Source organism: Novosphingobium subterraneum, assembly GCF_000807925.1.
In the GTDB taxonomy this organism is placed as follows: domain Bacteria; phylum Pseudomonadota; class Alphaproteobacteria; order Sphingomonadales; family Sphingomonadaceae; genus Novosphingobium; species Novosphingobium subterraneum.
In genome coordinates this window covers 12,550-36,200 of record NZ_JRVC01000023.1, presented here as the reverse complement: position 1 = coordinate 36,200, position 23,651 = coordinate 12,550, and the positions used below count along the sequence as shown (strand labels likewise).

Genomic DNA, 23,651 nt, shown 5'->3' with positions numbered 1-23,651 from the left:
CCCGGCCGCGGAACGACTACCATCGGCAGGTTTCCTGGCTCCCGGGTCATCGCCCGCTGCCCGCCTTCCCAGTACCGGGGATCGAATCCGGCACCAGTGGCATCACTGGACAGCGCGCTCTCCGGTTACAGTTGCGGGGGCAGCGCCGGATTGGAACCGGCTTCCCTCTTAGCCCGTGTTACCGGGCACCGTTGGCGTCGGCGCGGGGAACTAGCGGGAACTTTGCTGCGCTGCAAGAGGAACTACGTACTTCGGGGCAAGTCGGCGGTGGAGGTTAACCGGATCGCAGGAGCTTGTGCCGCATCGGGACAGCGGGAAATGCGGCCGTGCGCGAGGGGGCGCAAAAGGTTAGCGCAATTGAGGATTTTCAGGATTCAGCCCAGCCCCATGCCTCTCGAGCTTGCCTATCGCCCGATCGAACTGCCCGGCGTGGCAGCGACGGCTTATGGCGAGCAGCGTCCGCGCGATTTTGCGGCGCGGATCCGGCGCCGGGATATGCGCTCGATCCGCAACGCCTTGCGCGCGCCTTCGCTGATGCGGCAGCGGCTGGGCGGCGTGGCGATGTTCGGCGTGCTGGGTCTGCTGCTCGGGCCGACCGGGTGGGGCGAACCGGGCGGCGTTCAAGCGGCTGTCGCGCGCGCGCAGATGGCGGGACTGCAACCGTTCGAGCGCGGGGGTGACAGCTTTCCGGGCTCGGCGTTCTACTGGCTCGACACCAGCGACAGCGGACTGATCGCGCCGACAGAAGCGCAGGCGAAATGGGACCAGAGCCATTCGGATGCCGAGATCCACTCGGCCCGTCCGGTGTCGGCGGCCGGGTCGAGCGAGGACCGCTGGCGGGCTCTGCAGTGCCTGACCGCAGCAATCTATTATGAGGCGGCGAGCGAGCCTGACGGCGGGCAACGCGCGGTGGCGCAAGTGGTGCTCAACCGCGTGGCGCATCCGGCATGGCCGAACACGGTGTGCGGCGTAGTCTACCAAGGGTCGGAGCGGCCGGGCTGCCAGTTCTCGTTCGCGTGCGATGGCTCGCTGGCAAGGAAGCCGATGAAGGCGTTCTGGGACCGGGCGCGACGCGTGGCGGCCGATGCCTTGGCCGGCTATGTCTATGCGCCGGTGGGGCTGGCGACACACTATCATACGACGGCGGTGCATCCCTACTGGGCGCCGAGCCTTTCGTTCATCGGCACGATCGGGGCGCATCGCTTCTATCGCTGGGCAGGGGCAGCGGGGCGTCCGGCGGCGTTCACCGCGCGCTATCTCGGCGGCGAGCCGATTGCCGCGCCGCATCCGCGCACATGGACGCCCTCGCCCGTCGACATCGCCGATCCGCTGGCGCTGGAGAAGGCGTTCGAGGAAGGACGGATCGTGGCGCCGGGTGCTGCCGCGACACTTGCTCCGGTGGCGGCGGTTCCGCAAGCTGCGGCGCAGCAGAACCTCGTCCGCCCGCAAGTGCTGCCGGGGGTGAAGGCGGGCGCGACCAGCGCGCCGGTTTCGGGAAGCGGGTCGGTGCTGCCGGGGTACGAGAACGCCAACAAGTGGATCGCGCAGCCGGGGGCTTGAGCAGACGGTGAAGTCCGCTCATGCTGAGCTTGTGGAGACATCTGATGCTGCGCCTGCGTCCTTCGACAGGCTCAGGACGAGCGGGTTCGGGATTCCGCAGACCTGTTCCATTCCGCTCGTCGCAAAACCGTTTCAGGACGGATGGTTATTCGTTCCTTTACCGTGTCGTCACACACACTCTTAGCGCAGGTGGGTCTAGGGCGGGGTCGTGGAGAACGGCACCGATTGTCCCCGGCGCCGTCAGAGAGTTGAGGCACCATGCTGCGATTTGCCCCCCGTTACGGCATCATTTCCCCCTGTCTTTCGCGACGGATCCAGGCGCGGCACCTGCGGGCGGTAAACGACAATGGGGCAGGCTCGATCTGTCAGGATGAGGCGCTGGACGCCGCGCTGCGCCTGTTTGCCGCCCATGGCTTCTCGGCGGCGGCGCGCGCACGAGACGCTGCGGTCATTGCCGAACGCAGCGGCGAGCCGAGCCGCGTGGAATTCTGGGTCGAGGTCTGCGCGACGCTCGACCGGCGGATGGCGCGTGACTTCCTGAAGCGCAAGCGCAGCTGATCCGCGCAAGAGTTTGCGGAGAGGAAAAACAAAATGGAGCCCCGGCGGAGACGCCGGGGCTTTTTGCTGGTCGGATAGATTGCCCGCCGACGTTGCATTGCGAGGTTGTGCAACACCTCGGAAACAGACCTTTTGCTATTGCGAACTGATATCACAAAAACCCCGGATATAGCGGGTTTTCGCGGTTGCATTCGTGTGCGCGCGGGCCTAGGGCCCGATTCATTCTGCCAGAACCTTCCTGTCTCGCGGGGCACGGGAGGGACCTGGGCGAAAGCTCTGCTGGCATTTGTATGCTTGTCCCCGCGAACGGGAAAGGACCGTAGAGCATGGCACGCAAGAAGATCGCGCTTATCGGCGCAGGCAATATCGGGGGCACGCTGGCCCACCTCGCCGCCCAGAAGGAACTGGGTGACATCGTCCTGTTCGACGTGGTCGAAGGCGTGCCGCAGGGCAAGGCGCTCGACCTTTCGCAGTGCGGCCCGGTCGAAGGCTTCGACGCCAAGATTACCGGCACCAACGACTATGCCGACATTGCCGGTGCCGACGTGATCATCGTGACCGCAGGCGTTGCCCGCAAGCCGGGCATGAGCCGCGACGACCTGCTCGGCATCAACCTCAAGGTGATGAAGGCTGTTGGTGAAGGCATCCGTGACAACGCGCCCGACGCTTTCGTCATCTGCATCACCAACCCGCTCGACGCGATGGTCTGGGCGCTGCGCGAATTCTCCGGCCTGCCGCACAACAAGGTCGTCGGCATGGCCGGCGTGCTCGACTCGGCGCGCTTCAGCACGTTCCTCGCCTGGGAATTCGGCGTCTCGATCCGCGACGTGAACACGTTCGTGCTCGGTGGCCACGGCGACACCATGGTGCCCGTCACCCAGTACTCGACGGTCAACGGCATTCCGGTGCCCGACCTCGTCAAGATGGGCCTGTCCACCCAGGAGAAGATCGACGCGATCGTGCAGCGCACCCGTTCGGGCGGCGGCGAGATCGTCGGCCTGCTCAAGACCGGCTCGGCGTTCTACGCCCCGGCCGCTTCGGGCATCGCCATGGCCGAAGCCTACCTCAATGACCAGAAGCGCATCCTGCCCTGCGCTGCCTACGTCGATGGCCAGTACGGCGTTGACGGCCTCTACGTTGGCGTGCCGGTGCTGATCGGCGCGAACGGCGTTGAGCAGGTGATCGAGATCGAGCTGGACGACGAAGCCAAGTCGAACCTCCAGGTCTCGGTCGACGCGGTCAAGGAGCTGCTGGAAGCCTGCAAGGGCATCGATAGCTCGCTGGCTTAATTTGGTAGGATGACGTGCGCCCCCGCGCAGGCGGGGGCCTCAGTCGGTTTACGCAGGTGTTGCGTAACAACACCGAGGTCCCCGCCTTCGCGGGGACGCAATATCCGGAAGTGATTGATGTCCATTCTCGTCGACAAGAACACCAAGGTCATCACGCAGGGGATGACCGGCAAGACCGGCAGCTTCCACACGCAGGCTGCGCTTGACTACGGCACGCAGATGGTTGGCGGCGTGACCCCCGGCAAGGGCGGCACGACCCACATCGGCCTGCCGCAGTTCGATACCGTGGCCGAGGCCAAGGCCGTCACCGGTGCGACCGCTTCGTGCGTCTACGTGCCGCCTTCGGGCTGCGCCGACGCCATCCTCGAGGCGATCGATGCCGAGATGGATCTGATCGTGGCGATCACCGAGGGCGTGCCCGTGCTCGACATGGTCAAGGTCAAGCGCGCGCTGTCGGGTTCGAAGAGCCGCCTGATCGGTCCGAACTGCCCCGGCGTGCTGACGCCCAACCAGTGCAAGATCGGCATCATGCCCGGTTCGATCTTCAAGGAAGGCTCGGTCGGCGTGGTCTCGCGCTCGGGCACGCTGACCTATGAGGCGGTGTTCCAGACCTCGGCCATCGGCCTTGGCCAGACCACCGCTGTCGGCATCGGCGGGGACCCGGTCAACGGCACCAACTTCATCGACGTGCTCGAACTGTTCCTGGCCGACGAAGCCACCAAGTCGATCATCATGATCGGCGAGATCGGCGGCGATGCCGAGGAGCAGGCCGCACAGTTCCTGATCGACGAGGCCAAGCGTGGCCGCAAGAAGCCGATGGCCGGCTTCATCGCGGGCCGCACCGCGCCTCCGGGCCGCCGCATGGGCCATGCCGGCGCCATCGTCTCGGGCGGCAAGGGCGATGCTGAAAGCAAGATCGCGGCCATGGAAGCCGCCGGCATCAAGGTCTCCGCCTCGCCCTCGCTGCTGGGCGAGACGCTGGCCGAGGTGCTGAAGGGCTGAGGCCAAAAGCTACCGCCCGGATAGGTTACCTTGCGTAAGGTGCCACCGGGCGGATGCTTGAAGATTTCAGGGTAGACACCGCAACGGAAGCGGCCTGCCTCAGTTATGGATTTTTGCGCAAGTCTTTCAAGGCGAGCGCCGGAAGGGTCGGTTCCACGGTCAGTGGAGCGGAAGAAGTCCGAAGCCCCCAACCTCCCCGGGGGGACCAGGAGTTGATGATGGGTTCTGAACTGCACGATTTCGACGTGGATCCGGCACAGGAAGGTCCGCAGCCCGGCCCTTCGTGGGCCAACAAGCGCTGGCCGATCACCGATGCCGCGGCGGGCGACGACCTGACCCAGGCGATGGACCCGATGGCGCTGAAACTCGTCATCGAGAAGTCGGCCAAGAAGGGCGGCGTAGCGCTGGACGAAGCGGCGCTGCAGCAGGCGGCGATGGATTCGATCCGCGCGATGACGCTGATCCGCACCTATCGCGTGCGCGGTCATCTGGCGGCAGACCTCGATCCCCTCGGCCTTGCTCGTCAGAAGCTCCCGGCCGACATCTCGCCCGAGTATCACGGCTTCACGGCCGCCGATGCCAAGCGCAAGATCTATCTCGGTGGCGTGCTGGGCCTCGAGTGGGCGACGCTTGAGGAACTCGTCGCGATCCTGCGTGCAAATTACTGCGGACATGTCGGCTTCGAATACATGCACATCGCCGACGTGGAAGAACGCAAGTTCATCCAGGACCGCATCGAGGGCGGCGACAAGTCGATCGACTTCACGCCTGCAGGCAAGAAGGCGATCCTCGCTGCCGTCGTACGTGGCGAGCAGTACGAGAAGTTCCTGGGCAAGAAGTACGTCGGCACGAAGCGTTTCGGCCTGGACGGCGGGGAATCGATGATCCCGGCGCTCGAAGCAGTGATCAAGTACGGCGGCCAGCTGGGCGTCAAGGAAATCGTCTACGGGATGGCCCACCGCGGCCGCCTCAACGTGCTCGCCAACGTGATGGCCAAGCCCTATCGCGTGATCTTCCACGAGTTCTCGGGCGGTTCGGCCAACCCGGAGGACGTCGGCGGTTCGGGCGACGTGAAGTACCACCTTGGCACCTCGACCGACCGCGAGTTTGACGGGACCAAGGTTCACATGAGCCTTGTGCCGAACCCCTCGCACCTTGAAACGGTCGATCCGATCGTGCTCGGCAAGGTGCGTGCGCAGCAGGTGTTCCGCGACGACATCGGCGACGATGTGGGGCCCAATGCCCGCCACAAGCAGGTGCTGCCCGTCCTGATCCATGGTGACGCAGCCTTTGCAGGTCAGGGCATCGTGTGGGAGTGCTTCGGCCTTTCGGGCGTGCGCGGCTACAATACGGGCGGCTGCATCCACTTCATCATCAACAACCAGATCGGCTTCACCACGAGCCCACAGTTCTCGCGCGGGTCCCCGTACCCGTCGGACGTGGCCAAGGGCGTGCAGGCTCCGATCCTGCACGTGAACGGCGACGATCCGGAAGCGGTGACCTTCGCCTGCAAGCTGGCAATCGACTACCGCCAGAAGTTCGGCCGCGACATCGTCGTCGACATGTGGTGCTATCGCCGCTTCGGCCACAACGAGGGTGACGAGCCTTCATTCACGCAGCCGCTGATGTACGCGAAGATCCGCCAGCATCCGGGCGTGAGCGACATCTATGCCAAGCGCCTTGTCGCCGAAGGCGTGATCGACGCCAACTACAAGGGCGAGATCGAAAGCCACTTCGTGGCGACGCTCGAGACCGAGTTCGAGGCGGCCAAGGGCTACAAGGCCAACGAAGCCGACTGGTTCGGCGGACGCTGGTCGGGCCTGAACAAGCCGGCCGATCCTGTGACCGCGCGCCGCAACGTGGCAACCGGCATCGACCAGAAGCTGTTTGACAGCCTCGGCCGCACGCTGACGACCGTTCCTGAGGACCTCACGGTCCACAAGACGCTCTCACGCGTGATTGATGCAAAGCGCGAGATGTTCAGCTCGGGCCAGGGCTTCGACTGGGCGACTGGTGAGGCACTGGCATTCGGCAGCCTCGTCTCCGAGGGCTATGGCGTGCGCCTTTCGGGGCAGGACTGCGGCCGCGGGACCTTCAGCCAGCGCCACGCGGTGTGGGTGGACCAGAAGGACGAGCGCAAGTACGTTCCGCTGAAGACGCTGCCGCACGGCTCGTTCGAAGTGCTGGATTCGACGCTTTCGGAATATGGCGTGCTCGGCTTCGAGTATGGCTATGCCAGCGCCGACCCCAAGAGCCTCGTGCTGTGGGAAGCGCAGTTCGGCGACTTTGCCAACGGTGCGCAGATCGTGATTGACCAGTACATCGCCGCATCCGAAGCCAAGTGGCTGCGCGCCAACGGCCTCGTGATGCTGCTGCCGCACGGGTACGAAGGCCAGGGTCCGGAGCACTCGTCGGCGCGCATGGAGCGTTATCTGCAGCTTTGCGCCGAAGACAACATCCAGGTGTGCAACATCACCACGCCGGCCAACTACTTCCACGTGCTGCGCCGGCAGATGCACCGTCCGTTCCGCAAGCCGCTGATCATCATGACGCCCAAGAGCCTGCTGCGCCATCCGCTGGCAAAGTCGGTCGCTTCGGACTTCATCGGCGACGGGCACTTCATGCGCATCCTGTCGGACATCAACCCGGCAGCCGACAAGGACACCCGCAAGGTCATCCTGTGTTCGGGCAAGGTCGCCTATGACCTGATCGAAGCGCGCGATTCCGCCGGAATCACCGACACGCAGATCATCCGCCTCGAGCAGCTCTATCCCTTCCCCGGCGAGCCGCTGGCCTTGCGCCTTTCGCGCATGACCAACCTCGAGGAAGTGGTGTGGTGCCAGGAAGAGCCGCGCAACAACGGTTCGTGGTTCTTCGTCGAGCCCATGATCGAGGACGCGCTCAAGGCTGCCAAGAGCAAGGTTGCCCGTGCCCGTTATGCAGGCCGTGCCGCAGCGGCATCGCCCGCCACGGGTCTCGCCAGCCGTCACGCCAGCGAGCAGGGCGCGCTGGTGGCCGATGCGCTGGGCCTTTCGGTTCGTGGCGAGATCCGCCGCCAAAAGAAGCACTGATTTTCCTTCTCCCCGAGGAACGTGAATTATGTCGATTGAAGTGAAGGTTCCGACGCTGGGTGAAAGCGTCAGCGAAGCAACCGTTGGCCAGTGGCTGAAGAAGCCGGGTGAAGCCGTGGCGCTGGACGAGCCGATCGTCAGCCTCGAGACCGACAAGGTCGCGGTCGAGGTTCCGGCTCCGGCGGCAGGCGTGCTTGGCGCGCTGGTGGCCAACGAGGGCGATACGGTGAACGTCGGCGCGCTGCTGGCGCTGATCGAGGACAGCGTGGCGGCTGCGGGCGCACAGGCCCCTGCCCCGCGCACCGAAGCGCCGGTTCCGCCCGCTTCGGCCTCGGAAGCGCCTGCTGCCCCGATCGCTGCTGCTGCGCCATCGGGCGATGCTGCTGCACTTTCGCCGGCAGTGCGCCGCGCGGTGCTGGAATACGGCATCGACCCCTCGACCGTGAAGGGCACCGGCAAGGACGGGCGCCTGACCAAGGAAGACGTGATGGCAGCGGCTGCGGCCAAGCAGGCCTCGCCCGCACCGGCCGTTTCGGCTCCTGCGGCAGCACCAGCGGCTGCAATTTCCGGTGGTCGCAACGAAGAACGCGTAAAGATGACGCGCCTGCGCCAGACCATCGCCAAGCGCCTGAAGAGCGCGCAGGAAACCGCCGCCCTGCTGACCACGTTCAACGACGTGGACATGAGCGCGGTGATGGAAGCGCGCGCCAAGTACAAGGACGTGTTCGAGAAGAAGCACGGCGTGAAGCTCGGCCTCATGTCGTTCTTCGCCAAGGCCTCGGTGCTGGCGCTGAAGGACATCCCTTCGGTCAACGCACAGATCCAGGGCGATGAAATCGTCTACTTCGACTACGTCGACATCTCGGTCGCGGTTTCGGCTCCGAACGGGCTGGTCGTGCCGGTAGTGCGCGATGTCGACAAGCTGAGCTTTGCCGACATCGAGAAGTCGATCGCCAACTACGGCAAGGCGGCGCGCGACGGCACGCTGACCATGGCGGACATGGCCGGCGGCACCTTCACCATCTCGAACGGCGGCGTGTTCGGCGGTCTGATGTCGACCCCGATCATCAACCCGCCGCAGTCGGCCGTGCTCGGCCTGCACCGCATCGAGGACCGCCCGGTTGTCCGCAATGGCGAGATCGTGGTGCGCCCGATGATGTATATCGCGCTGAGCTACGACCATCGCATCATCGACGGTCGCGAGGCGGTGACGGCGCTCAAGACGATCAAGGAAGCGATCGAGGATCCGACGCGGCTGCTGATCGATCTTTGAGGTGGTGTTGCGCGGCATCCTTCGACAGGCTCAGGATGAGCGGGTGTTGTGCTATGACTTGAATCCAAGGCCGTTCGTGCTGAGCTTGTCGAAGCATGACCGCGCAACGGAGGCCGAAAATGGCTGAATACGATTACGACGTCCTTGTCATCGGTGGTGGCCCCGGCGGTTACGTCGCGGCGATCCGCGCGGCGCAGCTGGGGTTGAAGACCGCTTGCGCCGAAGGGCGCGAGACGCTGGGCGGCACTTGCCTCAACGTCGGGTGCATTCCGTCGAAGGCGCTGCTGCACGGGTCGGAGAAATTCGACGAGGCGAAGAACGGCACGTTCGCCAGCTATGGGATCAAGACCGGCGCTGTCGAGCTGGATCTGGATGCGATGCAGGCGCAGAAGGCGGATTCGGTCAAGGGCCTCACGGGCGGCATCGAGTTTCTGTTCAAGAAAAACAAGGTGACCTGGCTCAAGGGCTACGCCACGTTCGAGGACGCGTACAGCGTGACCGTGGCGGGCCAGAAGGTGACCGCGAAGAACATCGTGATCGCCACCGGTTCGAGCGTGACGCCACTGCCGGGCGTGACCGTTGACAACGACGCGGGCGTGATTGTCGACAGCACCGGTGCACTGGCGCTGAACCGCGTACCGAACCACATGGTGGTCATCGGTGGCGGCGTGATCGGGCTCGAGCTGGGTTCGGTGTGGCGCCGCCTTGGCGCGAAGGTCACGGTCGTCGAATTCCTCGACCAGCTGCTGCCCGGCATGGACGGCGACGTGCGCAAGGAAGCGGCCAAGATCTTCAAGAAGCAGGGCATGGACATCAAGCTCGGCACGAAGGTCACCGGCGTTGCAGTGGATGGTGGAAGGGCCACGCTGACTGTCGAGCCTGCAAAGGGTGGCGAGGCGGCAACCATCGAGGCCGACTGCGTGCTGGTGGCAATCGGGCGCCGTCCCAATGTCGATGGCCTCGGCCTCGACAAGATCGGGCTTGAGCTGAACGCGCGCGGCCAGATCGAGACCGACCACGACTTTGCCACCAAGGTTCCGGGCGTATGGGCGGTGGGCGACGTGATCCCCGGTCCGATGCTGGCGCACAAGGCCGAGGACGAAGGCATTGCCGTGGCCGAGAACATCGCCGGGCTCACGGGCATCGTGAACCACGACGTGATCCCGGGCGTGGTCTACACCATGCCGGAGTTCGCGGGCGTTGGGCTTACGGAAGAGGCTGCGAAGGAAAAAGGCGAGATAAAGGTCGGCAAGTTCCCGATGCTCGCAAACAGCCGTGCCAAGACCAACCACGAGCCGGACGGCTTCGTGAAGGTCATCTCGGACGCCAAGACGGACCGCGTTCTGGGCGTATGGTGCATTGCCTCGGTCGCCGGCACGATGATCGCGCAGGCCGCGCAGGCGATGGAGTTTGGTGCGACCAGCGAGGACATCGCCTATACCTGCCACGCGCACCCGACCCATTCGGAAGCGCTGAAGGAAGCGGCGATGGCCGTGACGGGCAAGCCGATCCACATGTGATCGCGCTCGGGTAATATTGATGAACGGGGCCGTCCTTCGGGGCGGCCCTTTTCGTTTGCCGGGAACGACTGCGGCGTTGCAGCGTGACATCCTTGGCCTGCGCTGCTAGCGGCCAAGCAAGAATTGAGGAAGCAGACGAATATCATGGCAGGATACAAGGAACCCGGTCTCGGCGACCGCCGCAACGCTTCGGCCGAGGCACGCGCCAAGGCTATCGAGGCGCTGAAGGCCAAGGCGAAGGCTCCGGTAGACCCGGCGGTGCTGGCCGAGAAGCTTGCCCGCGCCGAGGCCAAGGAGAAGGCCGAGGCCGAAAAGCGCGAGGCGGCCCGCCTGAAGCGCGAGGAAGAGAAGGCGGAAAAGGCGCGGATCGCGGCCGAGAAGGCCAACGTGCCGCCTCCACCGAGCAAGGAAGAGCTGGAAGCCGCGCAGAAGGCGGCCCGCGATGCCCGCTATGCCGCCCGCAAGGCGCGGAAGAAGTAGGCGTTGGACGCCACCCTCCCGGTTCAAGGAACCTCGCCTGTAGCCCCTCCCCCGATGTGGGAGCTCGAAGACGGTGACGAATTGATCGACACGTGTCGCGTGCCGGATGGCGCGCGGCTGCGGCTGGTCCGGAACGGCGAGGACTTCGTCATCCTGCTAGACCGTAACGAGCTGATGAGCACTGACGTTTGCGCTTCGGAAGTGCAACTGGCGGAAATGACCTGCGCACGGCTGGCAGGACGTTCAAACCTGCAGATGCTGATCGGCGGGTATGGCCTGGGCTTCACGCTGCGGGCGGCGCTGGAAGTGCTGGACGAGACGGCACACGTCACCGTGGCCGAGATCGTGCCCGAGATCGTGAAGTGGGCGCGCGGGCCGATGGCGGTGCTGACCGCCGGGTGCCTTGACGATAGCCGCGTGCAACTGGTCCATGACGACGTTGCCATGCTGATCGATGCAGCGCGCAACGCCTATGACACGATCCTGCTCGATGTCGACAATGGCCCCGAAGGGCTGACCCGGGCGCTCAACGGCTGGCTCTATTCGCCCGACGGGCTGCAGGCAGCTGCGCGGGCGTTGCGGCCGGGCGGAATTCTGGCAGTGTGGTCAGCGTTTCAGGACCCGGCTTTCGTCGAGTTGCTGGAGCACGCGGGATTTACCGTCGACGTGGCCAGCGTCGATGCGGGAGAAGAACCGCGCGAAGGGCGCAAGCCGCTGCACCACGTGATCTTCTTCGCGACGAAAGCCTGAACCTTTTGTTTGTGCCCTGCGGCTGCTGACGGTAACCGCAGGGTTTGAATCGAAGGAGTGCCACGATGGCCATCAAGCTGACCCTGACCGAAGACGAGACCGAAATCCTGATCGATGCGCTCGAAGCCGATCTTGAGGGCTATGTCGAAGCGGCAAAGGAAGCGCGCGGCAACAACAACCGTGAAGACGTCAAGACCTTCACCGAAGCAGCAGAACGCATCCAGGCGCTGAAGGGCAAACTGGAAGCGCTGCTGGGCAACTGAGCCCGTGCCCACCGCTCTGCCCACGGCAGACCTTTCTGCCCTCATTGGGTTGCTGGATCTCGTTGGCATCGCCGTGTTCGCGCTGACGGGAGCGCTGCTGGCGGCGCAGTTGCGACAGACGTTCGTGACGATGGCGTTCTTCGCGCTGGTGACAGGCGTGGGCGGCGGGTCTGTGCGCGATCTGCTGATCGGCGCGCCTGTCTTCTGGGTGCGCGATCCGTGGGTGGCGCCGGTGTGCCTTGGCGTGGCACTGGTGGCGTGGTTCACGCCGCATCGCTGGTGGGTGCAACCAGTCGGAAATTGGCCGGTTCTGGAATGGGCCGACGCGGCAGGGCTCGGCGCCTATGCGGTGCTGGGGACGGCGAAGGCGCTGGCGTTTGGCGTCGCGCCCGTGCCAGCGGTGCTGATGGGGGTGATTACCGGCTGCGTCGGCGGGATCATCCGCGACGTGCTGGCAGGCAGACCCTCCATCCTGATGCGGCCCGAGCTTTATGTGACGGCCGCGGCCCTGTCTGCAGGCATTTGCGCAGGGGGGGCAGTACTCGGGCTGGAAAGAGGGATGGTCTGGCCGCTGGCTGCGCTGGCCGGGTTCGCACTGAGGGGGGCGGCGATCTGGTGGAAGCTGGGCTTGCCGGTCTATTCCTCGGGCGAGCGCGAGGGCTGAGCAGGCCCAGCCCCAACCCCTCCCGCATGCGGGAGGGGAGAAACAGATGTCAGCCGATCATTTCGACGACGACCTTGCCCATGGCCTGGCGGTTTTCGAGGAGGGCGATGGCTTCGCGCCCCTGATCGAGCGTGTAGCGCTGCGAGACGCGGGGGTTGATCTTGCCCGCCTTGAGCAGCGCGAAGAGTTCCTCGACCTCCGCCTTGAAGGCGGCGGGTTCGCGGGCCGTCCACGCCCCCCAGAAAACGCCACAGACGTCGCAGGACTTCAGCAGCGTCAGGTTCAGCGGGAGCCTGGCGATGCCGGCGGGGAAGCCAACGACGAGGAAACGGCCTTCCCAGGCAATCGCGCGCAGGGCCGGTTCGGAATAGTCGCCGCCGACGATATCGTAGACGATATCCGCGCCGTTGGGGCCGCAGGCTGCCTTGAATTGCTCGGCCAGTGCCTTGGATTGGGCCTTGTCGAAGGGCGGACGGCCATAGATCACGACGTCGTCTGCGCCTGCATCGCGCGCGACCTGTGCCTTCTCCTCGCTGGAAACGGCGGCGATCACGCGGGCGCCGAAGGCCTTGGCGAGTTCGACTGCCGAAAGTCCGACACCGCCCGCAGCGCCGAGCACGAGAACCGTATCGCCAGCCTTGATGTGTCCGCGATCCTTGAGGCCGTGGATGGTGGTGCCGTAAGTCATCAGCAGAGATGCCCCGGTGGCGTAGTCGACGCCATCAGGCAGCGGGAACAGGCGCGCGACCGGAGCAACGACCTTTTCGGCGAGGCCACCGTTACCGATCATCGCGATCACGCGGTCGCCGACGTTCCAGCCGGTGACGCCCTCGCCCAGCGCCTCGATCTCACCAGCCAGTTCGCTGCCGGGCGCATAGGGACGCTCGGGCCTGAACTGGTAGAGATCGCGGATCATCAGCGTGTCGGGGAAATTGATCGAGCAGGCGTGGACCCGCACCAGCACTTCGCCCTTGCCCGGCACGGGATCGGGCAATTCGTCCATGACCAGCGTTTCAGGGCCGCCCGCGGCGTGGGTGCGCAGAGCCTTCATTCAACTTCTCCCAATAGTTGCGGATTCGATCCGCTCCGCATCAGGGAAGCAAGTTTTGCGCGGCTTGGGAAGCCCTGTTAAGCGTACGATTAAGCTGCCGCTACGGCATCCGTGCCGCGTGCCAGGAAGGGCAGGCTGTCGCGCATCTTCGCCTCGTGCGTGGAGATAGCGTCCCCACGCGCCATCGTCAGGCCGACTTCGTCCAGGCCATTGAGCAGGCAGTGCTTGCGGAACGGGTCGATCTCGAAGGTGAAGCGGTCCTGGAAAGGGGTCGTCACGGTCTGGGTTTCAAGATCGATCGAGACGGGATCGGTCTGCGCGACTTCCATCAGACGGTCGATCGCTTCCTGCGGCAGGACGACGGTGAGAATGCCGTTCTTGAAGGCGTTGCCCGAAAAGATGTCGGAGAACGAGGGTGCGATCACGGCCTTGATGCCCATGTCACCCAAGGCCCAGGCGGCGTGTTCACGGCTGGAGCCGCAGCCGAAGTTGTCGCCAGCGATCAGGATCGGCGAGCCGGAAAATTCCGCGCTATCGAAGATGTTGTCAGGATCTGCGCGCAAGGCCTCGAAAGCGCCCTTGCCGAGTCCCTGACGGGTGATTGTCTTGAGCCACTTGGCAGGGATGATCACGTCGGTATCGACGTTCTTGCGGCCGAACGGGATGGCCCGTCCTTCGATCTGCTTCACCGGTTCCATGACCGTCGCTATAGCTTGCGCGTTAGGTGATGCAATGCCCGTTTTGGGGGAGCTTTGGCGCAAGATTATTGCGTGGCGGACATTCCGAAATCAGTCGGTCTCGGGTGCGTCGGCGGGCGGGGCCTTGGGTTCGGTCTTTTCGGCCCGTTCCTTGCGGCGCGACGCATAGAGCAAGGCGGCGGCGAGTGCTGCCGAGCCGATTGCCGCGCCCGCCATGGCTGCCTTGCCGGTCCAGTCCGTCTTCTTGGTCACGCTTGAGAACTCCTTGAAACGTGACGCCAAGATTGGCCGGGCGTTCTGCGATTGCAAGGCTCAGACGAGGAATTTCCGCAGCTTCGTCCACTCGCCAAGCTTTGCCTCGAAGGTGAGCGAGGCATGGGCCGGGCTGCTGGAAGGCAGGCGCAGGAGCGCGAATGCCCCGGCCCCGACCAGTTGCGGCGTGCCGACGCTGGCGGACTTGGCACCGTTGAAGGCGATACATCGCAGATGCGGGAGCGAGGCGGCTAGAGCGGCCAGCGCATTGGGCGCGACATCGCGAATGGCGGTATCGAGGCTGCCCGAACGCGTGGCCGACCCGATCGAATCCCACAGGCCGATGCGATGTGCGAGCAGGGTTTCGAGGCGGCTTTCATAGTCCTGCGCGACAAGATCGACGTCGATCACCGCTCCGACCAACCGCCAGAACTGGTTGCGCGGGTTGGCATAGTAGCGCGCGGCGGCGAGGCTGGCTTCACCCGGGAGACTTCCAAGGATAAGCACCCGCGTGTGTGGATCGGCAACGGGCGCGAAGGACGACTTGCGGTCGGTCACGCGGGCGCTGGAGTGAGGTCGTTCCTGGCCACCTCATCCTTCGCAGGCGTGCCGCACGTCATGCAGAAGCGGAAGAAGGCCATCTTGCGGGTGTTGCAGCTGTGGCAGTGGTCGAACAGGGTCATGCCACAGTGAACGCAGAAGTTGGCTTCGGCATCGCCGGTGGTCGAAATCGGGCGATCACAGCCGGGGCAGACCTTCGCGGCCATTTTCTTGAAGGCCTCGTCATGGCTGACGCGGGCGCGGCGCTCCTTCTCGGCTTGCGCCTCCACTTCCTGACGGTGGGCAAGATAGGCGCGCATGTTCTTGATCAGGAAGTGACCCGCCGCGAAGGTCAGGACGATGCCCACGGCGTAACGGATGTAGCCGCCGTAGCTGGGCAGGTAGGGCACGAGTTCCACGAAGAACACGAAGACTGCAGCGAGGACGAAGCCGCGCATCAGTGGCCAGTGATCGCTCTTGCGCTTCTTCACCACCATCCACGCGGCGACCGCCAGCATCGGCAGGGTGATGAGCAGCCGCAGGCCGAAGACCCGCAGTTCCTGCCAGAACATCGCGCGCTCCTGCGCCGGAATGGCGTCGGAGATCAGCTGGTTTTCGCGCAGCCGCAGCGTGCTTTCGCGCTGGTCAAGCGGGGCGCGCTCATTCTCGAGATTGGCGATTGCCTGCTGGATGCTGCGTTCGTTGGCCTTGAGCTGTTCAAGCTCACGGGTGCGGGCGAGGACTTCGGGGTCCTGCGCCGGATTGGTCGTGGCGGTACGGGCGGCGATCCAGGCCTTGAACGTCTCGTTCGCGGTGCCCGAGGCACGCTGTGCCTGTTCGAGCTGGAGGCGCTGTATCTCGAGCTTGTCGTCGATGGCGGTCTTGCTGTCGCCAATCCTGCGAATCTCGTCGCGCACCGCGCGAATGGCCGGAGTGTCATCAGCGGGCGCGGTGTAGACCTGGCTTTCGACCATCGGCAGGTCGCCGATGACGAGGTTGCCAAAGCCGATGATGAAGCCGGCGAAGACGATGGAAACGGCCCAAAGCACGCCGCGATAGACGCGTTCGGGCACGCGCACGCCCTTGATCATGTCCATGGATCACCCCTCCTTGGTTTGGAGTGAGGCTAAGCTTCGAGCGGGGCGATGTAAATTGGGTGGAGGACGCTTCTGCCCTCCCAAATCCGCTCACCCTGAGCCTGTCGAAGGGTGCCCGCGCCGCCGCTGTGCCGGATGCTTCGACAAGCTCAGCATGAGCGGGCTTCAGGGGGTTGGAAGAGGCCTATTTCTGGACCAGCGGGCTCACGGGATCGCGCCCTGCTTCCCATTGCTGCCATTTATCACCAAGGCCGGTGTGGTCGAGCGCGCCTTCGCGCATGGCGGCGGCGGCCTGGGCGGCGGGGAGCGGCGGGAGCGGGCCGTTATCGCCGAGCATGAGTTCGTCACCCAGCAAGCGGAAGTCCTGCGGGCCGGGACGGAAGGCCTGCACGACGGTCATCACGCTGCCGCCGTACTGGACGACGTCTATCACCAGAGCATCGACTTCGCCCGTGGGCGTGTCGACCTTGACCTGCCGGGCAATGGCGCAATCGGGCCACTGGGCTGCACCGCCACCGATGAAGGCCCGGGCGGCAGCGTCCTGATCCTTGGGGCTGGCGCCGTCGAAGGTCTGAAGCTGGCGGCTGCCATCGGCGCGCATGCACAGCGATTGCGGTTGGTAATGGCCGCCGGGCGGCAGGTCCGACGCCGTCCAGAACGCGTGGGCCATGAGGAACCCGGCGAGCTGGAGCGCGGCTGTCGGAAGGCCTGCCACGGGCTGCGTCAGCCGATCAGCTTGCGCACGTCGGTCAACCGGCCGGTGACGGCAGCGGCAGCGGCCATCGCCGGGCTGACAAGATGCGTGCGGGAGCCAGGGCCCTGGCGGCCGACGAAGTTGCGGTTCGAGGTCGAGGCGCAGCGTTCGCCTGCTGGCACCTTGTCCGGGTTCATGCCGAGACAGGCCGAACAGCCCGGTTCACGCCATTCGAAGCCGGCTTCGGTGAAGATGCGATCAAGCCCTTCGTCCTCGGCCTGCTTCTTGACGAGGCCGGAACCGGGGACGACGATCGCCCACTTGACGTTGTCGGCCTTCTTGCGACCTTTCAGGATCGCGGCGGCGGCACGCATGTCCTCGATGCGGCTGTTGGTGCATGAGCCGATGAAGATGTTCTGCACCTCGACGTCTTCCATGCGCTGACCCGGGGTCAGTCCCATGTAGGCGAGGCTGGCCTTGGCGGCTTCCTGCTTGGATGGATCGGCGAAGCTTTCCGGCGCCGGGACGAGGCCGCTGATCGGCAGGACGTCTTCCGGGCTGGTGCCCCAGGTAACCGAAGGGGCAATGTCCTTGGCGTCGATCACCACGACCTTGTCGTAAGTGGCGCCAGGGTCGGTCGCGAGGCTCTTCCACCAGGCGACGGCCTTGTCCCAATCCTCACCCTTCGGCGCATAAGGCCGGCCCTTGAGGTAGGCGAAGGTCTTTTCATCGGGCGCGCACAGGCCGGCACGGGCGCCGTGCTCGATCGCCATGTTGGAGATGGTCAGGCGGCCTTCGATGGAAAGGTCGCGGATGACCTGGCCCGTGTATTCGATGACCGAACCGGTGCCGCCAGCCGCACCCAGCACGCCGGTGATGTGCAGGACAACATCCTTGGCAGTAACGCCGGGCATCAGCGTGCCTTCGACGCGGACTTCCATCGACTTCGACTGCTTGAGCAACAGGGTTTGCGTGGCGAGCACATGCTCGACCTCGCTGGTGCCGATGCCGAAGGCCAGCGCGCCGAGGCCGCCGTGGCAGGCGGTATGGCTGTCACCGCAGACAATGGTGGCGCCGGGGAGCGAGAAGCCCTGCTCCGGCCCGACGACGTGGACGATGCCCTGTTCCGCATCAGCATCGCCGATGTAGCGGATGCCGAAAGCGGGTGCGTTGCGCTCGAGCGCTTCGAGCTGCTGCGCGCTTTCCGGATCGGCAATGGGCACGCGCTGGCCATCGGCGGTGCGGCGCGCGGTGGTGGGCAGGTTATGGTCAGGCACGGCGAGCGTAAGATCGGGGCGGCGCACCTTGCGGCCTGCCGCGCGCAGGGCCTCGAACGCCTGCGGGCTCGTCACTTCGTGGACGAGGTGGCGGTCGATGTAGATGAGCGCGGTGCCATCGTCGCGCTGTTCGACAACGTGGGCGTCCCAGATCTTCTGGTAGAGCGTGCGGGGTGCTGCGGTGTTCGACATGGTGCAAGCGGTTAGGCCCGCCCTTCCCGCAATTCAAGCAGGAAAGGGCGGGCCAAGAGGCGCGTCGGCGTAATTTTGTTACGCCTTCTGGGCATTATCCGCCACTCGATCAGCCCCGGCGACCATCACGGTCCCATTTTTCGGCACGCAGGCGCTGGTTGATCGTCGCCACGCGGCGATCGAGTTCGCGGTATTCGCGGATCGAGAGGCCACGATTGGCGGAATTGTTATAGGCAACCTTGAGATTGCGGGCATCGCGGCGCAAGCCTTCTGCTTCGCGCGGGGAAATCGTCCGGTTGACCTGAGCGCGGTAGATGCGGTTGTCGAGCTGGTATATCTCTCGACGGATTTCGGCATTGCGCGCAGGGGTCAGGTAGGCCGCTTCGGCGCGGTTGTTGCCGGGATAGCGGTCACCGCCATGAGCCAGAGCCGGAGTGGCAACGCCCGCGACGAGGCTGGAAAGGACTACGGCGAGAACGGTCTTGCGCATGGGAAAAGCTCCTCATTGGTCTGTGAGGACAAACTGCCCGCCAGCGCCTGAACACCAGAAAAACGAGCCGTCGCGACTTTCGGGCAAAGTGTAAGAATGTGTCGCGGGCGCGCCGAAGCGAGTGTATGGGAGCGCCATGCAGACGCTTGTTGCCATTCTGATCATCGTTGCCACCGTGCTGGTCATGGAATTCGTGGCGTGGTCCAGCCACAAGTACGTGATGCACGGGTTCGGCTGGGGCTGGCATCGCGATCACCATGAACCGCACAATGGGTTTTTCGAGAAGAACGATCTTTATGCGGTGGTCGGTGCCGCCATCTCGATCAGCTTCTTCATGATCGGCAGCCCGCTGGTGATGGGCACCGAGGCCTGGTGGCCGGCGACGTTCATCGGCCTTGGCGTGATGGCCTATGGCGCGATCTACACGCTGGTGCATGATGGGCTGGTTCACCAGCGCTGGTTCCGATGGGTTCCGAAGAAAGGCTATGCCAAGCGGCTGGTGCAGGCCCACAAGCTGCACCACGCAACCATAGGCAAGGAAGGCGGAGTAAGCTTCGGCTTCATCTTCGCGCGCGATCCCCAAGTGCTGAAAAAGGAACTGCGGGCGCAGCGCGAGCAGGGGATTGCGGTGCTGAGGGAAGCGGTGGATTGAGGCGCTAGCTAGCCCAAATAAATCGTACCAGCGCCATTGAGAACGCAAACAGGTAAGCATAGCCAAAGCGGTCAAGCCGGACGAGCAACTGGCCACGCTTGTTTCGAGCCCTGCCGAGCATCGCCATGATGGCAGCGATCACTAGCGGTGTGACCACTAGATTGATTGTGCGGAAAGCGGGATTCCGGATTGCCGACGCCGGAAACAGAAACAGGCTGATTGCGCCAGCAATCAAACCCCAGAGTGTGTAGCCGACCATCGAGTAAACAGGCGTGCGGGGTTCGCGCACGGGATCGGCCAATGACCGGATGCCGAACTCTGCAAGTAGCTCGGCAAGCACCTGCACGATAATCTCGCCAAAAAACTGCAAAAAGATTTCGAAGAAAAACTCCATGGTCCAGTCGAATACTTCAATCACGATATCTCGCAAAGCCTTGTGGTTATAAATTAGGCCAGCCTGATCTCGTTCAGCACACCCTTGGCCAGATTGCGGAAGCGCAGGGCGTCGGAGACGGAGATGGCCTGATCGTGCGCGGCGGCGTTGCGAAGCGCGCGCATGTCCTCGATCATGCCAACGGTGCGCGCGGGAAGGACGCCGCGCTTCTGCAGGGTTCGGCCCGCCTCTGACACATCGGGGGTGGCAAGGGCATGCTCGATGGCGAGCGATTGCAGCGCGTCCTCTACCCCCGCCCAGGAATCGAGCACGGCCGCTCCGGGCGAGAGATCGAGCAGCTTGAGGAAGCGGGCGTGATCGCCGGTCAGGGCGATCTCGGGGCCTTCAGGCCCGGGCGGCGCGGGGCTGGCTTCGGATTCGAGGCGGTCCAGCCGCTGTGCGAAACGGGCAGACTTGTCGCCCCAGCTCAGTTCGTCGAGACGGGCCAGCAGCGCCAGCAGGGGGCGGCGGAAAATCAGGGCGATGACCAGCGCCGAGACTGGCCATGCCAAGGCAGCGAGCACCGAGGCGGTCCAGTCAAGCCAACCGATGTCAGTTCCAGCCGGGCCGACAGTCAGGGAAATCATCGTTCACATCCAATCCGTTCGAGTCCACCACAACTCTATCGGATTTGGAACAAAAGTGGAACAGATGGCAGTGACTATTCGGCGCGCGTCCAGATCCAGGTGCCGGTCACACCCATGACCACAGCCGGGATCAGGACCCAGGGCCACCCTGCGGTCACCCCGGTCAGCACCACCCCTGCACCCATCGCGATCAGCGCGCCCGTCTTGGCCTTGCGCGAGATCGCGCGGCGGTCCCGCCATTGGCGCAAGGGCGGGCCATAGCGCGGGTGATTTAGCAGGCGCTGCTCCCACGCGGGATTCGAGCGGGCAAAGCAGAAGGTGGCAAGGAGCAGGAAGGGGACTGTTGGCAGGATCGGGAGGAATGCCCCGACCGCGCCCAAGGCCACGCTGATCACGCCGCCAGCGAGATAGAGGTGGCGGCGCAAGTCCCCTGCCCTGCCGTCAGGCCGTGGCGGCGATGCGCGCGGCGTGCTCGCGAACCAGCGCGATCATGTTGGGTACGCCTTGGGTGCGGTTGGACGAGAGCTGCCTTTTCAGATCGAAGGGCGCGAGTTCCTCGGCAATATCCGTCGCGGCGACGTCTGCCGCGGGCTTGTCCTGCACAGCAGCGAGAACAAGCGCGACGATGCCCTTGGTGATTGCGGCGTTGCTATCGGCAAGAAAGTGGAGCTTCCCGCCCTCACCCTGCGTGGGGTAGACCCAGACGCTGGCCGAGCAGCCGCGCACCAGCGTGGCGTCGGTCTTGAGGGCATCGGGCATGTCCTCAAGCTCGCGCCCCAGCTCGATCAGGAGCCGATAGCGCTCGTCGCCATCGAGGAATTCGTACTCTTCGAGAATGTCTTCAAGGCTGCGCATGGGCACGCATTAGCGGGCGCGGCGGGGGGCGTCCATGGCCTGATTGGGCAGGCGGGCGATCCAGCCACGAACCCTCGTCATCCCGGCGAAGGCCGGGATCCATGACGCTCCGATCGGTCCCACTTGAGAAGTCATGGGGCCCGGCCTTCGCCGGGGTGACGAGGGTGTGCGATGTCAGCCCGAAAGGCCGCCCGGACGCGTAAGCGCATACCAGATCACGTAGATCCACGAGAGCACGCCGTGAATCAGTGCCCAGACGATGGACTTGTGCAGACTCCACGAAATGGTGATGGCAATCGCCGAGCCGAGGCCGATGCCGGCCTTGGCTGCACCTTCCGTGTGACGGCTCACAGGTCGACGCCCGAGGCAATGGCTTCAAGCTTGCGCAGGCGCTCGCGCATGTCGGCAAGTTCGATGAGGCTGCCGGCGTCTCCCGTATCGGCGCGTTCAAGTTCCATACGCTTGAGGGCGAGCCAGCCGTCCCAGCCGCGAAGGGCGGCCAGGGCGACCATGGCAAGCCCTGTGAGGCCGGAGAGGGAAAGGACGAGATCCGGGGTCATGTCAGCAACTCCCTTATAATTACCTTTCGCAAATCAACGGTCGCGCAGGGATTCGATCTCGCGCGACAGGCGGCGGGTTTCACCCTCGTCGGTAGCGATGCGTTCGAGGACTTCGAGCCGCTTGCGCAAGTCCGAGACTTCGCGTTCGAGGCTGGCGGTGTAAGCGGGATCGAACGGCGGTTGCTGCATGCTGCCGGCACGATAGCGATCCCGGTTGGTGCGGATGATGACGAAGGCGATGATCGCGATGATCGCGACGATGGTTGATCCGGGGCCCACTTGTTGCGTCCTCAGTTGACCTTGACTTCGCGCAGGTTCTCGATCTGCAGCGCGAGGTCGGAATTGTTTTCGGTGGCGATGCGTTCGAGCACGCGGACGCGCTGTTCAAGGCGTTCGGCCTGGGCAGCGTACTGTGCGGCTTTCTCGGCCGTCTGCTTCGAGAGCAGTTCCAGTTCGCGTTCCCGGAAAGCGAGGCGACGCTTGTAGATGTCGGCCCCGACGCCGAGCACGATCGGCACGACGATGACCATGAACACCAGCACCATGATGACGTCTTCGTTCATTGCGCTTTCTCCTGAGCGGGGCGCAGTGCCTCGATCTGGCGGGAGACGTCGAAGCCGCTGTCGGTGACGATGGCTTCGACGTTGGCAAGGCGCTGGTGCGTCTTGTCCAGTTGGTCGCGCAGGAAGGCGTTCTCCTCGCGCAGCTTGGCGTAGGCTTCCTGATCGGCGCGATCGGTCTTGCCGCCCCATTCGTCCTCAAGGGCATAGCCGTGGCGTGCGCGGATCCAGTTGTTGATCACCCAGCCGCCAGTGGAGATGGCGATGATCGCCAGGACGAATTCGGGACCACCCCAGTTCATTGCGCCCTCCGGTCTTCCAGTGCGGCGCTGTCCCGGCGGAGCGCCTCGATCTGCGCGGCGGTGTCGAAGCCCTTGTCGGTGACGATGCGTTCCAGAACGCGGACGCGTTCTTCGAGTTCGCGGGTGTGCTGGGCGTATTGGGCCGCCTTTTCGGCGCTCAGTTCGGCCGTCGCATTGATCTGCATCTCCGCAATCTTGGTGCGGTGCTTGGTCCAGATCGCGACGATCGGGATCATCAGAGCCGCGATTGGGATCAGCGGCCCCAGTGTGTCAGGTCCCATGGTTCAGTCCCCCTCAGGACGGTTGTGTTCTCAGCGCAGCTTCTCGATTTCGGCCGAGAGGCGCGGGTTCGAATTGACGTAGAAGCTCTCGACGTCGGCCAGGCGGCGGTCGATGTCGCGGAATTCGGCGCGGACCTCGCGGGCGGTGCGGGCGGGCGACTGGCGGACACGTTGCCAGAACTGCTGCTCCTGACGATCGCCGTAGAGGTTTGCCGGCTTCTTGTTGGCAAGGAAGCCCAAGGCAAAGTAGACCAGGAACGGCCAGCCCATCGAACATGCCAGGATCAGAAACCCGAGGCGGACCCAGAGCACGTCGACCCCGGTGTAATCGGCAACTCCGGCGCAGACGCCCATGAACTTGCCATTGACCTTGTCGCGATAAAAGCGGGTGCGGGGGCTGTTCACTTCGAGGTCCTTCCCTGTTCGGCGAAAAGGCGATCCAGTTCGCGCAGTTTCTGATTGTCGGTTTCGCGGTCGTGCACGATGCGCGCAGGCCTGAATTCGGGATTGTCGGCAGCGACGAGGCGCTCGACAGTATCCATGCGTTCATCGAGGCGGCGGGCGAGTTGGTAGAGCTCTTCCAGCAGCGCCTCATCGCCATTGGTCAGCGTGGCGGCAGTTTTCCATTTGGTGATGTAGTGGAAAATGATCCACGGCAGACCAAGGAAAATGGCAGCAATTGCAACGACGTCTTCCATGG

The 23,651-nt window shown here is 64.5% G+C and carries 33 protein-coding genes and 1 riboswitch; of the genes, 12 read left to right on the top strand and 21 right to left on the bottom strand.

Annotation, left to right across the window (positions count from 1 at the left end; genetic code table 11):
- Positions 1–7: 7 nt before the first annotated feature.
- A riboswitch (cobalamin riboswitch) is annotated at positions 8–208 on the bottom strand.
- A 179-nt stretch (positions 209–387) separates the two neighbouring features.
- From NJ75_RS19015 to NJ75_RS18965, 11 genes are all read left to right on the top strand, one after another.
- Positions 388–1,560 (top strand): cell wall hydrolase, encoded by a 1,173-nt coding sequence (locus NJ75_RS19015; RefSeq protein WP_039337388.1) that lies wholly within the window; start codon positions 388–390, stop codon positions 1,558–1,560.
- Positions 1,561–1,818: 258 nt separating this feature from the next.
- Positions 1,819–2,118 carry a hypothetical protein gene (locus NJ75_RS19010; protein WP_039337386.1) on the top strand — a complete coding sequence of 100 codons (300 nt, stop codon included), beginning with the start codon at positions 1,819–1,821 and terminating at the stop codon, positions 2,116–2,118.
- A 326-nt stretch (positions 2,119–2,444) separates the two neighbouring features.
- On the top strand, positions 2,445–3,407 hold the full coding sequence (mdh, locus tag NJ75_RS19005) for a malate dehydrogenase (protein WP_039337385.1): 963 nt from the start codon (positions 2,445–2,447) through the stop codon (positions 3,405–3,407).
- Between the two features lie 117 nt (positions 3,408–3,524).
- The gene (gene sucD / locus NJ75_RS19000; RefSeq protein ID WP_039337384.1) at positions 3,525–4,409 is read left to right on the top strand and encodes a succinate--CoA ligase subunit alpha; all 885 of its coding nucleotides are present in this window, start codon (positions 3,525–3,527) and stop codon (positions 4,407–4,409) included.
- A 218-nt stretch (positions 4,410–4,627) separates the two neighbouring features.
- On the top strand, positions 4,628–7,480 hold the full coding sequence (locus tag NJ75_RS18995; RefSeq protein WP_039337382.1) for a 2-oxoglutarate dehydrogenase E1 component: 2,853 nt from the start codon (positions 4,628–4,630) through the stop codon (positions 7,478–7,480).
- A gap of 28 nt (positions 7,481–7,508) precedes the next feature.
- Complete coding sequence (odhB, locus tag NJ75_RS18990; RefSeq protein ID WP_039337380.1) at positions 7,509–8,753, top strand: 2-oxoglutarate dehydrogenase complex dihydrolipoyllysine-residue succinyltransferase; 1,245 nt, start codon at positions 7,509–7,511, stop codon at positions 8,751–8,753.
- A 119-nt stretch (positions 8,754–8,872) separates the two neighbouring features.
- Positions 8,873–10,273, top strand: a complete 1,401-nt coding sequence (lpdA, locus tag NJ75_RS18985) for a dihydrolipoyl dehydrogenase (protein WP_039337379.1) — start codon at positions 8,873–8,875, stop codon at positions 10,271–10,273.
- Positions 10,274–10,417: 144 nt separating this feature from the next.
- Positions 10,418–10,753: a DUF6481 family protein gene (locus NJ75_RS18980; protein WP_039337378.1), complete on the top strand. Its 336-nt coding sequence runs from the start codon at positions 10,418–10,420 to the stop codon at positions 10,751–10,753.
- A 54-nt stretch (positions 10,754–10,807) separates the two neighbouring features.
- Positions 10,808–11,503: a spermidine synthase gene (locus NJ75_RS18975; protein ID WP_039337376.1), complete on the top strand. Its 696-nt coding sequence runs from the start codon at positions 10,808–10,810 to the stop codon at positions 11,501–11,503.
- A gap of 65 nt (positions 11,504–11,568) precedes the next feature.
- Positions 11,569–11,766 carry a hypothetical protein gene (locus NJ75_RS18970; protein WP_039337375.1) on the top strand — a complete coding sequence of 66 codons (198 nt, stop codon included), beginning with the start codon at positions 11,569–11,571 and terminating at the stop codon, positions 11,764–11,766.
- A gap of 4 nt (positions 11,767–11,770) precedes the next feature.
- Positions 11,771–12,430, top strand: a complete 660-nt coding sequence (locus tag NJ75_RS18965) for a trimeric intracellular cation channel family protein (RefSeq protein ID WP_236727193.1) — start codon at positions 11,771–11,773, stop codon at positions 12,428–12,430.
- Positions 12,431–12,479: 49 nt separating this feature from the next.
- Here the strand turns inward: NJ75_RS18965 and NJ75_RS18960 are convergent, their stop codons facing one another.
- The 8 genes from NJ75_RS18960 to NJ75_RS18925 form a co-directional block, all read right to left on the bottom strand.
- On the bottom strand, positions 12,480–13,481 hold the full coding sequence (locus NJ75_RS18960) for an NADPH:quinone oxidoreductase family protein (protein ID WP_039337372.1): 1,002 nt from the start codon (positions 13,479–13,481) through the stop codon (positions 12,480–12,482).
- An 89-nt stretch (positions 13,482–13,570) separates the two neighbouring features.
- Positions 13,571–14,179 carry a 3-isopropylmalate dehydratase small subunit gene (gene leuD, locus NJ75_RS18955; RefSeq protein ID WP_039337370.1) on the bottom strand — a complete coding sequence of 203 codons (609 nt, stop codon included), beginning with the start codon at positions 14,177–14,179 and terminating at the stop codon, positions 13,571–13,573.
- 90 nt (positions 14,180–14,269) lie between these two features.
- A complete protein-coding gene (locus NJ75_RS18950) occupies positions 14,270–14,431 on the bottom strand; it encodes an LPXTG cell wall anchor domain-containing protein (RefSeq protein WP_156135865.1) in 162 nt (53 codons plus the stop codon).
- Positions 14,432–14,491: 60 nt separating this feature from the next.
- Positions 14,492–14,989, bottom strand: a complete 498-nt coding sequence (locus NJ75_RS18945) for a DNA-deoxyinosine glycosylase (RefSeq protein ID WP_039337367.1) — start codon at positions 14,987–14,989, stop codon at positions 14,492–14,494.
- The gene (locus NJ75_RS18940; RefSeq protein WP_236727192.1) at positions 14,986–16,068 is read right to left on the bottom strand and encodes a zinc ribbon domain-containing protein; all 1,083 of its coding nucleotides are present in this window, start codon (positions 16,066–16,068) and stop codon (positions 14,986–14,988) included. The genes NJ75_RS18945 and NJ75_RS18940 overlap by 4 nt, the downstream gene beginning before the upstream one ends.
- Positions 16,069–16,252: 184 nt before the next feature.
- Positions 16,253–16,783, bottom strand: coding sequence for a hypothetical protein (locus NJ75_RS18935; RefSeq protein ID WP_062780389.1), 531 nt, complete (start codon positions 16,781–16,783; stop codon positions 16,253–16,255).
- Between the two features lie 8 nt (positions 16,784–16,791).
- Positions 16,792–18,231: a 3-isopropylmalate dehydratase large subunit gene (gene leuC / locus NJ75_RS18930; protein WP_039337363.1), complete on the bottom strand. Its 1,440-nt coding sequence runs from the start codon at positions 18,229–18,231 to the stop codon at positions 16,792–16,794.
- 109 nt (positions 18,232–18,340) lie between these two features.
- Positions 18,341–18,721, bottom strand: a complete 381-nt coding sequence (locus NJ75_RS18925) for a hypothetical protein (RefSeq protein ID WP_039337361.1) — start codon at positions 18,719–18,721, stop codon at positions 18,341–18,343.
- Between the two features lie 136 nt (positions 18,722–18,857).
- Between NJ75_RS18925 and NJ75_RS18920 the strand changes: the two genes are divergently transcribed.
- Positions 18,858–19,373, top strand: a complete 516-nt coding sequence (locus NJ75_RS18920; protein ID WP_039337359.1) for a sterol desaturase family protein — start codon at positions 18,858–18,860, stop codon at positions 19,371–19,373.
- Positions 19,374–19,377: 4 nt separating this feature from the next.
- On the opposite strand, the gene NJ75_RS18915 is transcribed toward NJ75_RS18920, so the two are convergent.
- The 13 genes from NJ75_RS18915 to pspB all read right to left on the bottom strand — a co-directional run bounded on the left by NJ75_RS18915 (position 19,378) and on the right by pspB (position 23,649).
- On the bottom strand, positions 19,378–19,791 hold the full coding sequence (locus tag NJ75_RS18915; protein WP_230487675.1) for a hypothetical protein: 414 nt from the start codon (positions 19,789–19,791) through the stop codon (positions 19,378–19,380).
- 29 nt (positions 19,792–19,820) lie between these two features.
- On the bottom strand, positions 19,821–20,393 hold the full coding sequence (locus NJ75_RS18910; RefSeq protein WP_039337355.1) for a hypothetical protein: 573 nt from the start codon (positions 20,391–20,393) through the stop codon (positions 19,821–19,823).
- A 74-nt stretch (positions 20,394–20,467) separates the two neighbouring features.
- Positions 20,468–20,818, bottom strand: a complete 351-nt coding sequence (locus NJ75_RS18905; RefSeq protein ID WP_039337354.1) for a YbaN family protein — start codon at positions 20,816–20,818, stop codon at positions 20,468–20,470.
- Positions 20,819–20,834: 16 nt separating this feature from the next.
- Positions 20,835–21,248: a SufE family protein gene (locus NJ75_RS18900; RefSeq protein ID WP_039337353.1), complete on the bottom strand. Its 414-nt coding sequence runs from the start codon at positions 21,246–21,248 to the stop codon at positions 20,835–20,837.
- A gap of 9 nt (positions 21,249–21,257) precedes the next feature.
- On the bottom strand, positions 21,258–21,383 hold the full coding sequence (locus NJ75_RS25340) for a hypothetical protein (protein ID WP_255527728.1): 126 nt from the start codon (positions 21,381–21,383) through the stop codon (positions 21,258–21,260).
- A 39-nt stretch (positions 21,384–21,422) separates the two neighbouring features.
- Positions 21,423–21,599 carry a hypothetical protein gene (locus NJ75_RS24805; protein ID WP_169745748.1) on the bottom strand — a complete coding sequence of 59 codons (177 nt, stop codon included), beginning with the start codon at positions 21,597–21,599 and terminating at the stop codon, positions 21,423–21,425.
- Positions 21,596–21,808, bottom strand: a complete 213-nt coding sequence (locus tag NJ75_RS18895; RefSeq protein ID WP_039337351.1) for a hypothetical protein — start codon at positions 21,806–21,808, stop codon at positions 21,596–21,598. The genes NJ75_RS24805 and NJ75_RS18895 overlap by 4 nt, the downstream gene beginning before the upstream one ends.
- Positions 21,809–21,841: 33 nt before the next feature.
- On the bottom strand, positions 21,842–22,087 hold the full coding sequence (locus NJ75_RS18890) for a hypothetical protein (RefSeq protein ID WP_039337349.1): 246 nt from the start codon (positions 22,085–22,087) through the stop codon (positions 21,842–21,844).
- A gap of 11 nt (positions 22,088–22,098) precedes the next feature.
- Complete coding sequence (locus NJ75_RS18885) at positions 22,099–22,371, bottom strand: hypothetical protein (RefSeq protein ID WP_039337347.1); 273 nt, start codon at positions 22,369–22,371, stop codon at positions 22,099–22,101.
- Positions 22,368–22,670 (bottom strand): hypothetical protein, encoded by a 303-nt coding sequence (locus tag NJ75_RS18880; protein WP_039337344.1) that lies wholly within the window; start codon positions 22,668–22,670, stop codon positions 22,368–22,370. Before NJ75_RS18880 ends, NJ75_RS18885 begins: the two co-directional genes overlap by 4 nt.
- On the bottom strand, positions 22,667–22,951 hold the full coding sequence (locus NJ75_RS18875) for a hypothetical protein (RefSeq protein WP_039337342.1): 285 nt from the start codon (positions 22,949–22,951) through the stop codon (positions 22,667–22,669). The genes NJ75_RS18880 and NJ75_RS18875 overlap by 4 nt, the downstream gene beginning before the upstream one ends.
- 30 nt (positions 22,952–22,981) lie before the next feature.
- Positions 22,982–23,356 carry an envelope stress response membrane protein PspC gene (gene pspC / locus NJ75_RS18870; RefSeq protein ID WP_039337341.1) on the bottom strand — a complete coding sequence of 125 codons (375 nt, stop codon included), beginning with the start codon at positions 23,354–23,356 and terminating at the stop codon, positions 22,982–22,984.
- Positions 23,353–23,649, bottom strand: a complete 297-nt coding sequence (gene pspB / locus NJ75_RS18865; protein WP_039337340.1) for an envelope stress response membrane protein PspB — start codon at positions 23,647–23,649, stop codon at positions 23,353–23,355. Before pspB ends, pspC begins: the two co-directional genes overlap by 4 nt.
- Between the last annotated feature and the right edge of the window lie 2 nt (positions 23,650–23,651).

What these genes read in the sequence shown, in the direction of transcription:
- NJ75_RS19015 (WP_039337388.1), top strand. Translation starts at nt 388, where the DNA reads ATGCCTCTCGAGCTTGCCTATCGCCCGATCGAACTGCCCGGCGTGGCA.
- NJ75_RS19010 (WP_039337386.1), top strand. Translation starts at nt 1,819, where the DNA reads ATGCTGCGATTTGCCCCCCGTTACGGCATCATTTCCCCCTGTCTTTCG.
- mdh (WP_039337385.1), top strand. Translation starts at nt 2,445, where the DNA reads ATGGCACGCAAGAAGATCGCGCTTATCGGCGCAGGCAATATCGGGGGC.
- sucD (WP_039337384.1), top strand. Translation starts at nt 3,525, where the DNA reads ATGTCCATTCTCGTCGACAAGAACACCAAGGTCATCACGCAGGGGATG.
- NJ75_RS18995 (WP_039337382.1), top strand. Translation starts at nt 4,628, where the DNA reads ATGGGTTCTGAACTGCACGATTTCGACGTGGATCCGGCACAGGAAGGT.
- odhB (WP_039337380.1), top strand. Translation starts at nt 7,509, where the DNA reads ATGTCGATTGAAGTGAAGGTTCCGACGCTGGGTGAAAGCGTCAGCGAA.
- lpdA (WP_039337379.1), top strand. Translation starts at nt 8,873, where the DNA reads ATGGCTGAATACGATTACGACGTCCTTGTCATCGGTGGTGGCCCCGGC.
- NJ75_RS18980 (WP_039337378.1), top strand. Translation starts at nt 10,418, where the DNA reads ATGGCAGGATACAAGGAACCCGGTCTCGGCGACCGCCGCAACGCTTCG.
- NJ75_RS18975 (WP_039337376.1), top strand. Translation starts at nt 10,808, where the DNA reads ATGTGGGAGCTCGAAGACGGTGACGAATTGATCGACACGTGTCGCGTG.
- NJ75_RS18970 (WP_039337375.1), top strand. Translation starts at nt 11,569, where the DNA reads ATGGCCATCAAGCTGACCCTGACCGAAGACGAGACCGAAATCCTGATC.
- NJ75_RS18960 (WP_039337372.1), bottom strand. Translation starts at nt 13,481, where the DNA reads ATGAAGGCTCTGCGCACCCACGCCGCGGGCGGCCCTGAAACGCTGGTC.
- leuD (WP_039337370.1), bottom strand. Translation starts at nt 14,179, where the DNA reads ATGGAACCGGTGAAGCAGATCGAAGGACGGGCCATCCCGTTCGGCCGC.
- NJ75_RS18940 (WP_236727192.1), bottom strand. Translation starts at nt 16,068, where the DNA reads ATGGACATGATCAAGGGCGTGCGCGTGCCCGAACGCGTCTATCGCGGC.
- leuC (WP_039337363.1), bottom strand. Translation starts at nt 18,231, where the DNA reads ATGTCGAACACCGCAGCACCCCGCACGCTCTACCAGAAGATCTGGGAC.
- NJ75_RS18925 (WP_039337361.1), bottom strand. Translation starts at nt 18,721, where the DNA reads ATGCGCAAGACCGTTCTCGCCGTAGTCCTTTCCAGCCTCGTCGCGGGC.
- NJ75_RS18920 (WP_039337359.1), top strand. Translation starts at nt 18,858, where the DNA reads ATGCAGACGCTTGTTGCCATTCTGATCATCGTTGCCACCGTGCTGGTC.
- NJ75_RS18910 (WP_039337355.1), bottom strand. Translation starts at nt 20,393, where the DNA reads ATGATTTCCCTGACTGTCGGCCCGGCTGGAACTGACATCGGTTGGCTT.
- NJ75_RS18900 (WP_039337353.1), bottom strand. Translation starts at nt 21,248, where the DNA reads ATGCGCAGCCTTGAAGACATTCTCGAAGAGTACGAATTCCTCGATGGC.
- NJ75_RS25340 (WP_255527728.1), bottom strand. Translation starts at nt 21,383, where the DNA reads ATGACTTCTCAAGTGGGACCGATCGGAGCGTCATGGATCCCGGCCTTC.
- NJ75_RS18895 (WP_039337351.1), bottom strand. Translation starts at nt 21,808, where the DNA reads ATGACCCCGGATCTCGTCCTTTCCCTCTCCGGCCTCACAGGGCTTGCC.
- NJ75_RS18885 (WP_039337347.1), bottom strand. Translation starts at nt 22,371, where the DNA reads ATGAACGAAGACGTCATCATGGTGCTGGTGTTCATGGTCATCGTCGTG.
- NJ75_RS18880 (WP_039337344.1), bottom strand. Translation starts at nt 22,670, where the DNA reads ATGAACTGGGGTGGTCCCGAATTCGTCCTGGCGATCATCGCCATCTCC.
- NJ75_RS18875 (WP_039337342.1), bottom strand. Translation starts at nt 22,951, where the DNA reads ATGGGACCTGACACACTGGGGCCGCTGATCCCAATCGCGGCTCTGATG.
- pspB (WP_039337340.1), bottom strand. Translation starts at nt 23,649, where the DNA reads ATGGAAGACGTCGTTGCAATTGCTGCCATTTTCCTTGGTCTGCCGTGG.